The sequence below is a fragment of the Mitsuokella jalaludinii DSM 13811 genome, assembly GCF_000702905.1.
GTDB classification, from domain to species: Bacteria; Bacillota; Negativicutes; order Selenomonadales; family Selenomonadaceae; genus Mitsuokella; species Mitsuokella jalaludinii.
Genome location: NZ_JNKR01000032.1, coordinates 1 through 13,054 on the forward strand (window position 1 = coordinate 1; position 13,054 = coordinate 13,054).

Genomic DNA, 13,054 nt, shown 5'->3' on the forward strand with positions numbered 1-13,054 from the left:
AAGCTCGCTTTCGTTTGAAAGGCTTTGCTTCAAGCGACTCATTTATTGTACCGCATCTCTTTCAGACTGTCAAGAACTTTTTTATTTTTCTTTTTATCTGAGTCATCCGCTCCAGCAAGGCGCTTCCAATCAAGGAGCGATGTTCTCGCTTGAGCCGGTGTCTCGCGGCGACTTGTATTATATTACAGGACGCGCAAGCATTTGTCAACCGTTATCTTGAACTTTTTCAAAAAAAGTTGCATGAGACCTCGGATTCGCCGAGATGCGCCATGATACGAAAAAAGCATCGCTTCCGCGATGCTCATCTCCATATGGCAGGGGTAGCTGGACTCGAACCAACGCATGCGGGATTCAGAGACCCGTGCCTTACCAACTTGGCGATACCCCTGTGTCTTCAGCCAGTCGCTGTCAACAAAAACTATTATAGCGTATCCTTGGCATCTTGGCAAGTATTTTTTTCCGTTTTTTTGAAAACCTGGTACAAAAAGCGCCGTTACCCCTTCACAGGCGTTTGGTTATGTTATAATATAGTTGATATCGACTTGTGACGTTCATGGCGTTTATGACGTTGTTTGATGGATATTGTGTATATACAGGGAGGAAAATCATGGAAATTAAATACGATGTTTCGATCACAGCTATCGGCAATCTCGCGCGCACGTTCCTCGAGAACAACAAGAGTGCGATCCTGCTCGACGAGGGCATCCGCCCGAATCTCTCGGACATGGTCATCGAGCATACGCCGGGCAAACTCGAAGAGGACATCAAGAAGGGCGACAAGCTCCTGATGGGCGGTGTGAAGTACACGGTCGAGAAAGTCGGCGATGCGGTCAACGACAACATCCGCGAAGAAGGCCACTGCACGATCATCTTCAATGCAACGGGTTCGATGCCGGGCCAGATCATCGTCAAGGGCCCGTCTCAGCCGACGCTCTCGGTCGGGGCTCATATCACCTTCACCAAGAAATAAGTTGCTCTTATCTTGAGCAAAAATGGACTCTGCCATGGCAGAGTCCATTTTTATTGTCAATATCAGGTCAGTTCGAGATACGAAGCTGGAGCCTTTGTCTCGTATTTTTCCGTGAGGTTGCGCACGCTCTCGCGCTCGACGAAGAAGAGCGGCAGTGTCATATTCTCCTCGCCCGCGTGATGGGCCAGCAGGTCCAGAAGGTACTGTGCCGCCTTCATGCCCAGCAGCTCGTAGTCAAAGGCCACAGTTGTCAGCGCCGGATAGACAACAGCTCCGACGTCGTAGCCGCCAAAGCCGACCACGGAGATCTGCTCCGGCACCTGGATGCCGCGCTCGTGGAGATAGCGCAGGACGCCGAGGCTGATGTTGTCCGTCGCGCCGACCACGACGGTTGGTGCGAGCTCCAGGATGGCTGCCCCCTTGTTGTAAGCCGACAAGAAGTCAAAGCCCGTCTCGACGAAATCCACGCGCGCCTCAGGACGGTCCTCACAGAACGCCTCGACGAAGCCCTGTCTGCGGTCAACGCCGACGGCCTTATCGGTCTGCGTGACACCGGCAAAGACGGCATGACGATGTCCCATCTGCCGCAGGTATGCGCCGACCATGCGCCCGGCGGCCCAGTCGTCGATCTTGATGCTCGGCACGGCCTCATTCCACTGGCCCGTGTAGACGATTGGCACAGATGTCGTCTTGGCCAGTTCAATATGCCTGTCAGTCAGGCCGACTGAGTCCACGAGAATGCCATCGACGCCCTGCTGTTGCAGATTCTGTATGTTCTCGAGCTCTTTCTCGATGGAAAGATGGCTGACGAGCAGGATCCCCTGGTAGCCAGCCGGATCGAAGATGCGGTTGATGCCCGACAGCAGCTTGCCGACGGTCACGGAATCCATGCGCGGCAGGACGATACCGATGAGCTTGCTCTCCTGCGTCTTGAGCCGCTTGGCAAAGAAGTTCGACTTGAACCCCGTCTGCTCGATGGCCTCACGCACTCTCTGCTGCTTCTCCAGGCTGATGTAGCCGTGATTGAGATAGCGCGATACGGTGCTTTTCGAGACGCCGGCCAGTTCCGCGACATCCTTGATCGTTACCTTTGCTCCCACAATATTCCCTCCAAAACAGGAGACAGCTCTCCTGAAAAATCAAATGTCCGGCAGCTGCCAGTCAATCGGCTCCTGCCCTGTGCGCTTCAAGAAGTCATTGACCCTGGAAAACGGGCGACTGCCAAAGAAGCCGCGTGAAGCCGACAGCGGGCTCGGGTGCGGCGACTCGACGATGTAGTGATGCGGATTCGTGATCATCGCCTTCTTGCGGCGGGCCGGTGTCCCCCAGAGTATGAATGCCATCGGCTTCTCGCGCGCATTGAGCAGCTCGATGATGCGGTCCGTGAAGATTTCCCAGCCCTGCCCGTGATGTGAATTCGCCTGATGCTCCCGGACGGTCAGCACCGTGTTGAGCAGCAGTACGCCCTGATCCGCCCAAGGCTTGAGGCAGCCGTTGTTCGGCACCTTGCAGCCGAGATCCGTTTCCAGTTCCTTGAAGATGTTGAGCAGGGATGGCGGCGGCTGTACGCCGGGCAGCACGGAGAACGAGAGGCCATGCGCCTGCCCCGGTCCATGATACGGATCCTGGCCGAGGATGACCACCTTCGTGTCCGCATAGCTCGTATAGTGAAGGGCGTTGAAGATCGAGTACATGTCCGGATACACGTGGTGCGTCCGGTACTCCCCGATCAGGAACTGCCTGAGCTTGCGGTAATACGGTTTCTTGAGCTCCGGATTGAGGAGCTCTGCCCAATCATTGTGAAAGATTTCCATCGCCTAACAACTTCTTTCTATATTCCAGCATTCTGCCTGCTGCTTCATATCGCTCAAATACATAGCCTTCCCGGTCGTCTGCATCCACCAACGAGAAATCATCGAGTCTCGGGAAGAAACAGTCGGCCTGGTACACCGCCTTGAGGCGCGTGAGGCAGACTTCATGCGCATAGGGCAGCAGTACGCGATAGAGCTCTTCCCCACCGATGCACCAGAGTTTCCGTTGCGACGTCTCTGCGCACAGGCGTCCGAGCACTCGCCAGAGGTCTGGCAGGCTATGGCAGATGAGGAAGCCCTCCGCTCCCTCGAGCTGGCGCGACAGCACGATGTTCTGCCGGTTGACAAGTGGCCTCTTCCCTGGCAGGGACTCCATCGTCCTGCGCCCCATGATGACCACCTGCCCCTCTGTCAGGGCGCGGAAATGCTTCATGTCCTCGGGCAGGTGCACGAGCAGCTCACCGCGATACCCAATGCCGCGGCCTTCGTCGATGCAGGCAATCATGCTGAGCGGCCAGGGATCGGAAAGCTCGGCGGCCGGTGAGACCTCTTGGTCTTCTACCGATCGGCACCACTCCCGCGCGGGCCTTCCCTCTATGACGAGCTCCGGTGCGATGTCCGTCAGCGGCCGCAGGACGAAGGCGCGCTGCGTCAGATAGGGATGCGGCAACACGAGCTCCGGGCTCACGAGTGACACGCCCGCGATGTACAGCAGGTCAATATCGATTGTGCGCGCCCCCCAGTGCTCGTGGCGCACGCGCCCAAGTGCCCGCTCAATGCGCTGGCATCCATGCAGCAACTGCTGCGGCGTCAGCGTCGTTTTGACGGCTGCCGCGGCATTGAGGAAAGCTGGCTGATCGAGTTTTCCCCACGGAGCCGTCTCATAAAAAGGCGAGACCGCGGTGAGGCGCGTCTCTGGCAGCTGCGAGAGCTGGCGCAATGCCTCGCGCAAGGTCTCTCCGCGCTCGCCGAGATTGGCTCCGAGGCTCAGATAACACGTATAGCGCTTCATGCGCGCTCCCTCGTGATGGCGACCGCGACATCGCGGAAGTCGCCTGGGATTGGCGCAGACGGCTTGTGGACTGTCACATCAACGCATTGCACGCGAGGGTATTCCCGCAGCACCATCGAGGCGATGCGCTCTGCCACCGCCTCGATGAGCTGGCAGGGCTCTCCCTCGACGATGCCGCGGATCTTTGTGAAGACATCCGCATAATTGACCGTCTGCCCAAGGTCATCCTGCTCGCCAGCCGCTCGCAGGTCGAGCTGCATCGTCAGGTCGACGAAGAACTTCTGCCCCTGCTGACGCTCCTCCGACAGGCAGCCGTGGTAGCCGTAAAACTCCATATGGTCTAATACGATACGGTCCATATTCTCGCTCCTCGCTCCACTCAATCTGCCTGCAGGATGGCATCTGTCATGCGGCACATGCGCGCAATCGGCTTGACATCGTGGATGCGCACGATGCCCGCACCCTTCATGATGCCGACGACACACGTCGCCCCCGTCGCCTCCATGCGCTCGTCAACCGGCAGCCCTAACGCGGCACCGATGAAACTCTTGCGGCTCGTGCCGAGCAGCAGCGGGTACTCCACCCCATCGATCGTCAGGAGCTCCTGCTGGCGGCGCAGGACGGTCAGGTTGCCTTCCGGCGTCTTGCCAAAGCCGATGCCTGGGTCGAGGATCAGGTGATTCCGTGGCACGCCGGCATGGTCAGCAATCTCGATCGTCCGGCGGAAGAAGTCCTTCATCGTCTCGATGATATCGCGCGCATACGCCTTGCCGTCCTGATTGTGCATGACGACAATCGGCAGGCCAGCTTCCGCCGCGACCTCAGCCATCGCCCTCGGCTCCTCCTTGTACTGCAGCCCCCAGATATCATTGAGCATGTGGCAGCCGGCCTTCGCGGCCTCGCGCGCCGTCTCGGCCTTGAATGTGTCGACAGAGATCGGCACCGGGCACTCCTTGAGCACGGCTTCGAGGAACGGCATGAGGCGCTCGATCTCCTGCTGGGCCGGCATCGTCTGGAAGCCGGGGCGGCTGGACTCCGCGCCGATATCGATGATGTCCGCACCATCGCGCACCATCTCCTCCATATGGCGCAGTGCCTTGTCATGCGTGTTCCACTTGCCGCCGTCCGAGAACGAATCCGGCGTCACGTTGAGCACGCCCATGACGAGCGTGCGCTTGCCCAGTTCCAATTCCTTGCCATCATGAAAGGTGTATTTCCGCAGTGCTGTCATCCTGTTTACCTCCTAGTACCATCCAAGCCTGCTGGCAGAGCACCGCGTCCGTGCGGAATGCCCCGAGGCATTCTGACGTGACGGTCTTCGTGCCGCGGGCCATGCCGTCGCGCATCGTCATGCAGAGCTGCTCCGCTTCGACGACGACGAGCACACCCTCTGCATCGAGGCCATCCCTGATGGCAGCGGCCAACTGCGCCGTCATGCGCTCCTGCAGCTGCGGCCGGTGCGCAAAGCACTCGACGAGCTTGACGAACTTGCTGAAGCCAGCGACCTGCCCATCGTGCGGCAGATACGCGAGGCTGACCTCGCCGAAGAACGGCAGCAGATGATGCTCGCAGACCGAATAGAACGGGATGTGGCGCACAGCCACGATTCCCTTTGTCTCCGAGGCGAAGCGCTCTCCCCAAATGGAAGCCGGGTCTTTGCCAAGGCCATCGAATAGATCTCCATAGAGCCTGGCTACCCGTTCCGGTGTCCGCTCCATGCCGCATTGCTCCAGGTCCAGGCCAAGCGCCTTCAAAAAGGCCCGCATGGCCTGCACAGCCTTTTCATTCTGTTCCCGCATATCATCTGCCCTCTCGTTTCCTGACGATTCATCATTATTTTTTATTATAGAAAATCCATCGAAAAAAAACAACCGCCCTGAGGCGGCTGTTCTCGATCTTATGGATTTTACTTGACCTGGATGGCTCCGACGGGGCAATCTGCCTCCGCCTCTTTCGCATTATCGATGCTATCTGCGGGAATCTCCTGATAGCCCTCGGCAAGGCCATCCTCACCGATGCGGAAAGCCTCTGGTGCCGTATCCGCACACATGCCGCAGCCGATGCAGGCCGACTTGTCAACATATCCCTTCATGATGATTCCTCCTCTTAAGATATATACACAACTACAGATGAATGGAACACCTCTATCATAGCACAACCGCAGCTATGCGTGTGTAACAATTCTTACGAAAAAGGGCTCCTGCCATCAGCCTTGCAGGAGCCCTTTTGCTCTAGGGGGAAATTCGATCTATGGGGATGATCCAGATCTTCTATTGGAATAGGAAGTCAGTCACCGATTATTCTGCGATGCCCGGCGTCGTCATCTGGCGCGGGGAGAGGATGTGCTCCATCTTCTCGCGGGAGAGGAGGCCCTTCTCCATGATGACCTGACGGATCGGCTTGCCCGTGTTGTAGGCTTCCTTAGCCAGCATAGCGGAGTTCTCGTAGCCGATGTGCGGCAGCAGAGCCGTGACAACGCCGACGCTGTTGTCGAGCCACTTCTGGCACTGCTCGCGGTTCGGCTCGAGGCCGATGAGGAGCTTGTCGACGAACGTGTTGACCGCATTTGTCATGTACGTCATCGAGTTGAACATGTTGAAGGCCATGACCGGCTCCATGACGTTGAGCTCGAACTGGCCGTTCTCAACAGCCATCGAGACTGCGAGGTCATTGCCGATGACCTGATAGCAAGACTGGTCGAGGACTTCTGCGATGACCGGATTGACTTTGCCCGGCATGATGGAAGAACCCGGCTGACGTTTCGGCAGCTTGAGCTCATTGAGGCCGCAGCGCGGACCAGAAGCCATGAGGCGGAAATCGTTGGCCATCTTGATGAGGACGAGCGCCGTCGTCTTCATTGCGCTCGAGACATCGGAGAAGCCGTCCGTGTTGTTCGTCGCGTCGATCATGTTGTCAGCCGTGACGTACGTCTCACCCGTAACCTCGCTGAGCGTCTCAGCGACTTTCTTGATGTAAGCCGGCTCTGCGTTGAGGCCCGTGCCGACAGCCGTGCCGCCCATGTTCATGACATGGATCTCTTCTACAGCGTGGTTGATGCGACGGATGCCGCGGCGTACAGCCGATGCGTACATGCCCATCTCCTGGCCGAGCGTAATAGGAACTGCATCCTGCAGGTGCGTGCGGCCCATCTTGAGGACATCCTTGTACTCCTCGGACTTCTTCTCGAGCTCCGTAGCGAGGCGGTCGAGAGCCGCCGTGAGCTTCTTAGCCTTGTGGCTCAGGCAGACCTTGATGCTCGTCGGGAAGGAGTCATTCGTGGACTGTGCCATGTTGGCATGGTTGTTCGGGGAGATGATGTCGTAACGGCCTTTCGGCTGACCGATGATCTCGAGTGCGCGGTTGCAGAGAACCTCGTTCATGTTCATGTTGATGGACGTACCAGCACCGCCCTGGATTGGGTCAACCGGGAACTGGTCGAGGAGCTTGCCGTCGATGATCTCATCAGCAGCTTCAATCAGTGCCTCGCCAATCTTCTTGTCGAGACGGCCCGTAGCCATGTTCGCCATAGCAGCGGCCTTCTTGACGCGGGCGATGCTCTGAACGAAATCCGGGTCAATCGTCTGGCCCGTGATGTGGAAATTATCGATGGCACGCATCGTCTGAACACCGTAGTAAACCTCATCCGGTACTTCGAGCTCACCAATGAAATCATGTTCTTTTCTCATGTTTTCCACGTTCCTTTCTTTTCCCCGCCTGATTTCCCAGGCGGCGCCTGAAATGAAATCATCTCGCGTTGTACACGTTGTTATCATTTAGTTCAGCGGGCTTCGTTCTCCCCGCTTGCTGATTGCATTGTATCATGTATACAAAATACAATCAAGTACTTTTTTGAAAAATGTCTTTCTTTGTATACACTGTAACAGATAATCTAGAGAAAGCACCACGCGGATGCTTTCTCCAATGATTACCTTATACGAAAACTTACATCAGAACTTATATCGGGATTACCTTACATCATGCCGAGGATGCCCATGATTGGCAGGCCAAGAGCCATCCAGACCACGATGTGCATGACCGTGATGACGAAGCCGATCTTCCACCACTCGCCCTGGCCCATGAAGCCGGTGCCGAAGAAGATTGGCGTGACGCCACAGCCGTAGTGCGTCAGGAACGATGCACTGTTGCAGAGGATTGCGAGGATGATGGCCGTCGGGATGACCGGAGCACCTGCTGCGACGAGGATCGTCATGAAAGCGATGAACATCGCGGCGATGTGTGCGCTGTTGCTGGCCAGCAGGTAATGTGCCATCGTGTAGATGACGCAGAGGACGATGAGCATCGTCATCCAGGACATGCCGGCGCAAGCTGCTGCCATCGTGGCAGCGAACCATTTCATGAAACCGAATTTCGAGAGATAAGCAGCCATGTTGACGAGAACGCCCATCCATACGAGGACATCCCATGCGCCATGCTGTTTCGTGACGTCGCTCCAGTCAATGCAATGCGTGATGAGCATGGCCGAGAGGCCGAGCAGTGCGACGATAGCAGAATCGATGTGATGGATGCTGCCCGTTGCCCAGAGGACGAGGCAGGCGATGAAGATGACGCAGAGAACCTTTTCCTTGCCGGTCATGGCGCCCATTGCGCCGAGTTCCTTCTTGGCGAGAGCCAGCGTCTCCGGCGTTTCCGTGAGTTCCGGCTTGATGATCTTGTAGAGCAGATACGGCGTGACGATGGAGAGCAGCAGGCCCGGGATGATGCTGACCTCAAACCAGGACATCCAGCTCAAGGACTGGCCAAAGGCCTGTTCCGTCAGGGTATTCGCGAGGACGTTGTTCGATGCACCCGTCATGAAGATGCAGGCCGAGGTGATGACGGCCGCATAAGCACTGTACATCAGGAAAGCGCCCGTGCGCTTGTTCTTGCCGCTCTTGGCATCACAGCCGAGGGCCAGGGAGACACTGTTGACAATCGGGTAAATGATGCCGCCGCCACGAGCCGTATTCGACGGCGTGAACGGGGCGATGATGAAGTCTGCTGCGCTCATGACGTAGGCGACGCTCAGCGTGTTCTTGCCGAAGCGCGAGAGCAGCAGATAAGCGATGCGCTTGCCGAGGCCCGTCTTGATGAAGCCAGTAGCAAACATGAAGGCCGATACAATCAGCCAGATCGTACCGTTCGAGAAACCTTCGAGTGCCTGGCCAGCCTTCATGACGCCGAGTACCGGCAGGAGTGCGCAGGCGATGATTGCGATGGCACCGAGCGGCAGCGGCTGCAGGATGAAGCCGGCGATCGTTGCGACAAAGACGGCGAGCAGGCCCCATGCCTGCGGGCCTACCCCAGCAGGCGCTGGGATAAACCAGATGATTGCTCCGATGGCCACACAGATCAGGCCACGCAGCAAATTACTGCTGTTTTCTTTTGACATATGATTCCCTCCTGTGTCATTAATACGACTTATCTTTTTATTACTGTATTCAATATACCGTATCGCCTAGCAAAATCGACAGAATCCTACAATATCGAGTAAATAGTTTTTTTTTACTGACAACTTGTAACATAACTTGGAAGGCTGTGATATAATATCAGTGTTTTAGATGCAATCCATTTATCATTTCGATAGGTACAACTGTTGCCAGGAAAAAGAACCGTGTGATACACTATAGGGCAGTATACATAATTCACTGAGGAGGAGGCAACATGATCAGTAAACACCGGGAACTCTTCATCTTTATATGCATGCTGCTCATCGTGCCGCTGGCCGGTGAGCCGCGCATCCATCCATTCGGCAATGAGTTCAGCTCGTTCCGCGTGAGCTTTGGCTCGCCGATGTTCCTGCTCTTCCTGCTCTGGCTGCGCAACGTGCCGATGGCTGTGTCGGGCCTCGCCGTCGGCATTGCAGTCGTCCTGTTCCGCGGAGCGCTCGACGCGATTGGCGGTGCGCCCCTCTCGACGGGCGTCTACCAGCACATCCCGACGTTTTTCTACTATTTTACCTATGCCATCTGCTTCTCTTGCATGAAGCTCAACCGTGCGCCCATCACGACGCAGGCCATGAAGATCGCCTTCTGGGCCATCATCGCCGAGGTGATTGCGAGCATAGCGGAGCTCTACACGATGGACCTCTTCCTCGGCACACAGGCGGCCATCATCACGGTGCCGGTGCTCGCGCGCCTCACGGGCATCGCTTTCTTGCGCTGCTTCTTCATCTTGAGCTTCTTCTTCCTGTCGCAGCTCTATCTGACGGAAATCCACCTCGCCCACGAACTGCACGAGAAGAATCGCCTGACGATGATGATTGCGAACATCTACGAGGAGGTCTTCGAGCTCAGGCAGGCCCTGCACAAGGCGGAGACGGCCACGCACGACTGCTACGGCATCTACGAGGACCTGCGCAGCCTGCACGACCCAGCAGAACTCACGCGCATCACGCAGGAGACCCTGCGCGTGGCCGGCGAGGTCCACGACATCAAGAAGGACAACCAGCGCATCTACGCCGCGCTCAGCGAGATGACGAGCCAGAACAACTCGCACAAGCTCAACGACTATCTGTCACCTGCCGAGATCTGCCGCCTGATCGTCCACGCGCAGAAGAAATACGCGCGCCAGCTCGACAAGCGCATCGAATTCTCGACAGATGTGTCCGCCAGACTGCCGGAGCTCCACGCCTACACGATCCTGTCCATCCTCAACAACCTCACGGCCAACGCCATCGAGGCTATCCATGAGAGAGGCAGCATTGCCATCTCCATGAAGCGCATGGGCAGTGACCTCCACCTCGAGGTCACGAATACGGGCAGCTCCATCCCGCTGCGCCGCCTGCGCCAGATCTTCCGCCCCGGCTACACGACGAAGTACGACAGTGACGGCCGCGCCTCGAGCGGCGTGGGACTGACATACGTCAAGTCGCTCGCCGAACATCTCGGCGGCAGCATCACGGCGGCATCGGACGGCAAGGACAATGTGACGTTCCACATCGCGCTGCCGCTCAACAGCCTGATGACGCACCCAATAGCCAACCTGCCAGCCGTAGAGAAGGCAGGCGCCGCATCATCTCAACAGAAAGGACCGCTATCATGAACATCATGCTCATCGACGACGATGAAGCAATCCGCGATATGCTGCAGGACATTATTGAAGACTACGAGCTCGGCACAGTTGTCGCCTCGCTGCCGAGTGCCGCAAACATCACGACGGCAGAGCTTATCGCGCGCCACATCGACCTCCTGCTCATCGACATGCTCATGCCGGACTGCGACGGCATCGCCTCCGTGCGCCGCTTCCAGGACTTCCCCGGCAAGATCATCATGATCTCGCAGGTGAACAGCAAGGACCTCATCGGCAAAGCCTATGAGAGCGGCATCTACGCCTACATCACGAAGCCCCTGAACCGCAATGAGATCATCAGCGTGATGCGGTCCGTAGAGGAATACATCCGCCTCGAGCGCTTTGCCCACACCCTGCAGAGCACCTTGCAGACGACGCTGAATCCGGACATCGCCATGATGCAACAGAAGGAGGTCACGCCGCAACAGAAGGCCGCCTCCCTGCTCAAGGAGCTCGGCGTGGCCGGCTCAGCGGGCTACGACGACCTGATCGAGATCATCGCCTACCTGCAGGCGCACAACAAGGGCTCAGCCATCCCCTCGCTCAAGACTATCTTCACCGCCGTCGCCGAGCAGCACGCCGCCGAGAACGTCCAGAAAGAAGCCAAGACTATCGAGCAGCGCCTGCGCCGCGCCGTCTTCCAGGCTATGGTCAGCACCGCCTCAATGGGCGTCGTCGACTACACGAACCCCAAGTTCGAGGAATACGCCCCGTTCTACTTCGACTACGCCGAGGTCTGCAGCATTATGCGCATGATCCAGCAAAACGAGAAACCGCAGATCTCGAAGGTTCACATCAACACCAAGAAGTTCATACAGGCACTCTACACCGCCTCGCAGGAAGCCTGACTTATCCACAAAATTATCCACAAAATCAAGACGAGCTGTGCATAACTCCGAAAAAATCGCGGAGTTATGCACAGCTCGTCTTCTCATATGCTCTTGTTGCGGCAGTCTCAGCCCTTCGATGAAACCTCATTGTAGACGTCCTTGAGCAGTGTCTCCTTGCGCAAGGAGAGGCACTCGCAATGGCGGTCGTCAGCGTCTACCGTGCGGATTGTCTCGAGGATAATCTCGCCGATCATCGGTGCGTCGTCGTAGAAGATGTCCGCCATATCCTGATGCGACCATGCCTTGCGGATGCCCTCGCCGTAATTGACGGTGAAGTAGAGGCCGGCATAGCAGGCGCCGATCTCGCGCGCCAGATAGACCTCGGGTGCAATGCTCTGGCCGACGATGTCGGCATGACCGCTCATCATCGCGACTTCCGCGGGGCTCTCGAAGTGGCGGCCGTCCGTCACGGCGTAGGTGCCGCGCGTGAAGACGCGCCCGTCAAAGCGCTTCTTCGTCGCCCGGATCAGGGCCTCGCGCATCTCGGGGCAGAGCGCATCGCGCATGATGAGCAGGTAGCGCCCGTCGAGCATGACGTCCTTGCGGACCGAGAGGTCGAGGTAATCGTCGGGGATGATGAAGTCGCGCAAATCGAGGAGTTTGTTGACCGTGCCGACGCCGCCCTCCGAGATGATGCGCTTGACGCCCGCTTCGCGGAAGACCCAGAAGACCTGCCGCGAGGCATCGGCGCGCGTCACGCCAGAGCGCCAGCCGTGCATGCGCACGGTCAGCACGCGCTTCTCACCGACGCAGAAGAGGCGCATCGAGGGGCTCCTGCCGTACGGCGTCTCGAAATACAGGTTGTCCTCAAGGATCTTCACATCTTCATCGGGCAGGTTCGCCGGGAAATTGCTCGAGAGCGTGCCCGAGCCGCCGACGACGGCGTAGTCCGCACGCGGGATCTCTGCGTTCACTGCCTGCTGTTCATTTGCCATGATTATGCCTCTCTTTCTTTGTAGTACGCTGGATCGATTCGTTGAATGGAGCAGCTTATGGCAAAGGGCCGGGGTGGTATGTGCCGGCTTCGCCGCTCCGTTAAATGGGGCCCATGCCAGAGTATCCTTCCAAGCCGCTTCGCCGCCTGCCGCGGCGCTTTACACGGCAATAGAAGCCGCAGAACCTCGGGCCCCAGCCCTGCGGGCTATCACTGCGCGGCTCCAGGCGGCACACACCACCCCGGCCTAAGCTCAGCCCGTTTTCTAGGCGCACCATAGAGCTCATTCATCAGCGCGACGAAGCCGGATAGCAGGCCGTTACTGAGGGCGGGGCATGCATTCCGCCTGCAGGAGCAGAGCGATAGCCC

Annotated in this window: 14 protein-coding genes and 1 tRNA gene; 4 read left to right on the forward strand and 11 right to left on the reverse strand. The window is 57.7% G+C overall.

The genetic code is table 11. The features are described from left to right. Positions 1-220, forward strand: a 220-nt coding sequence (locus T518_RS12230) for a hypothetical protein (RefSeq protein WP_211248216.1), incomplete at its 5' end; no start/stop codon positions are given. 92 nt (positions 221-312) lie between these two features. On the opposite strand, the gene T518_RS10225 is transcribed toward T518_RS12230, so the two are convergent. After that, positions 313-388 (reverse strand) — tRNA-Gln (locus T518_RS10225). Positions 389-607: 219 nt separating this feature from the next. Between T518_RS10225 and T518_RS10230 the strand changes: the two genes are divergently transcribed. Next, entirely contained in the window at positions 608-970 is a 363-nt protein-coding gene (locus tag T518_RS10230) for a PTS glucitol/sorbitol transporter subunit IIA (protein ID WP_081828486.1), read from the forward strand. Between the two features lie 62 nt (positions 971-1,032). Here T518_RS10230 and T518_RS10235 read toward each other — a convergent pair whose 3' ends face one another. The 9 genes from T518_RS10235 to T518_RS10275 form a co-directional block, all read right to left on the reverse strand. Beyond that, the gene (locus tag T518_RS10235) at positions 1,033-2,070 is read right to left on the reverse strand and encodes a LacI family DNA-binding transcriptional regulator (RefSeq protein WP_036378636.1); all 1,038 of its coding nucleotides are present in this window, start codon (positions 2,068-2,070) and stop codon (positions 1,033-1,035) included. 39 nt (positions 2,071-2,109) lie between these two features. Continuing rightward, a complete protein-coding gene (locus T518_RS10240; protein WP_036378639.1) occupies positions 2,110-2,784 on the reverse strand; it encodes a uracil-DNA glycosylase in 675 nt (224 codons plus the stop codon). Beyond that, a complete protein-coding gene (gene folK, locus T518_RS10245; protein WP_036378640.1) occupies positions 2,765-3,793 on the reverse strand; it encodes a 2-amino-4-hydroxy-6-hydroxymethyldihydropteridine diphosphokinase in 1,029 nt (342 codons plus the stop codon). The genes T518_RS10240 and folK overlap by 20 nt, the downstream gene beginning before the upstream one ends. Next, positions 3,790-4,152, reverse strand: a complete 363-nt coding sequence (gene folB / locus T518_RS10250) for a dihydroneopterin aldolase (RefSeq protein ID WP_036378642.1) — start codon at positions 4,150-4,152, stop codon at positions 3,790-3,792. Before folB ends, folK begins: the two co-directional genes overlap by 4 nt. 20 nt (positions 4,153-4,172) lie before the next feature. Next, positions 4,173-5,024: a dihydropteroate synthase gene (gene folP, locus T518_RS10255; RefSeq protein ID WP_036378643.1), complete on the reverse strand. Its 852-nt coding sequence runs from the start codon at positions 5,022-5,024 to the stop codon at positions 4,173-4,175. Beyond that, positions 4,993-5,592 (reverse strand): GTP cyclohydrolase I, encoded by a 600-nt coding sequence (gene folE, locus T518_RS10260; protein ID WP_036378645.1) that lies wholly within the window; start codon positions 5,590-5,592, stop codon positions 4,993-4,995. The genes folP and folE overlap by 32 nt, the downstream gene beginning before the upstream one ends. A 107-nt stretch (positions 5,593-5,699) precedes the next feature. Beyond that, positions 5,700-5,885 (reverse strand): ferredoxin, encoded by a 186-nt coding sequence (locus tag T518_RS10265; RefSeq protein WP_036378646.1) that lies wholly within the window; start codon positions 5,883-5,885, stop codon positions 5,700-5,702. A 205-nt stretch (positions 5,886-6,090) separates the two neighbouring features. Then, on the reverse strand, positions 6,091-7,479 hold the full coding sequence (locus T518_RS10270; protein ID WP_036378647.1) for an aspartate ammonia-lyase: 1,389 nt from the start codon (positions 7,477-7,479) through the stop codon (positions 6,091-6,093). 284 nt (positions 7,480-7,763) lie between these two features. After that, positions 7,764-9,182 carry a DASS family sodium-coupled anion symporter gene (locus tag T518_RS10275; RefSeq protein WP_036378649.1) on the reverse strand — a complete coding sequence of 473 codons (1,419 nt, stop codon included), beginning with the start codon at positions 9,180-9,182 and terminating at the stop codon, positions 7,764-7,766. Positions 9,183-9,454: 272 nt separating this feature from the next. On the opposite strand from T518_RS10275, the gene T518_RS10280 reads away from it, so the two are divergent. Together T518_RS10280 and T518_RS10285 are read left to right on the forward strand one after the other, a co-directional pair. Next, positions 9,455-10,834, forward strand: coding sequence for an ATP-binding protein (locus T518_RS10280; protein ID WP_051652305.1), 1,380 nt, complete (start codon positions 9,455-9,457; stop codon positions 10,832-10,834). Further along, a complete protein-coding gene (locus T518_RS10285) occupies positions 10,831-11,709 on the forward strand; it encodes a response regulator (RefSeq protein ID WP_036378651.1) in 879 nt (292 codons plus the stop codon). The genes T518_RS10280 and T518_RS10285 overlap by 4 nt, the downstream gene beginning before the upstream one ends. Before the next feature lie 107 nt (positions 11,710-11,816). On the opposite strand, the gene T518_RS10290 is transcribed toward T518_RS10285, so the two are convergent. Further along, the gene (locus T518_RS10290) at positions 11,817-12,686 is read right to left on the reverse strand and encodes an MTAP family purine nucleoside phosphorylase (RefSeq protein WP_036378653.1); all 870 of its coding nucleotides are present in this window, start codon (positions 12,684-12,686) and stop codon (positions 11,817-11,819) included. Positions 12,687-13,054: the final 368 nt, after the last annotated feature.

Excerpts from the sequence above, each read along its gene's own strand:
- T518_RS10230 (WP_081828486.1), top strand. The coding sequence starts at position 608 with ATGGAAATTAAATACGATGTTTCGATCACAGCTATCGGCAATCTCGCG.
- T518_RS10240 (WP_036378639.1), bottom strand. The coding sequence starts at position 2,784 with ATGGAAATCTTTCACAATGATTGGGCAGAGCTCCTCAATCCGGAGCTC.
- folK (WP_036378640.1), bottom strand. The coding sequence starts at position 3,793 with ATGAAGCGCTATACGTGTTATCTGAGCCTCGGAGCCAATCTCGGCGAG.
- folB (WP_036378642.1), bottom strand. The coding sequence starts at position 4,152 with ATGGACCGTATCGTATTAGACCATATGGAGTTTTACGGCTACCACGGC.
- folP (WP_036378643.1), bottom strand. The coding sequence starts at position 5,024 with ATGACAGCACTGCGGAAATACACCTTTCATGATGGCAAGGAATTGGAA.
- folE (WP_036378645.1), bottom strand. The coding sequence starts at position 5,592 with ATGCGGGAACAGAATGAAAAGGCTGTGCAGGCCATGCGGGCCTTTTTG.
- T518_RS10265 (WP_036378646.1), bottom strand. The coding sequence starts at position 5,885 with ATGAAGGGATATGTTGACAAGTCGGCCTGCATCGGCTGCGGCATGTGT.
- T518_RS10270 (WP_036378647.1), bottom strand. The coding sequence starts at position 7,479 with ATGAGAAAAGAACATGATTTCATTGGTGAGCTCGAAGTACCGGATGAG.
- T518_RS10275 (WP_036378649.1), bottom strand. The coding sequence starts at position 9,182 with ATGTCAAAAGAAAACAGCAGTAATTTGCTGCGTGGCCTGATCTGTGTG.
- T518_RS10280 (WP_051652305.1), top strand. The coding sequence starts at position 9,455 with ATGATCAGTAAACACCGGGAACTCTTCATCTTTATATGCATGCTGCTC.
- T518_RS10285 (WP_036378651.1), top strand. The coding sequence starts at position 10,831 with ATGAACATCATGCTCATCGACGACGATGAAGCAATCCGCGATATGCTG.
- T518_RS10290 (WP_036378653.1), bottom strand. The coding sequence starts at position 12,686 with ATGGCAAATGAACAGCAGGCAGTGAACGCAGAGATCCCGCGTGCGGAC.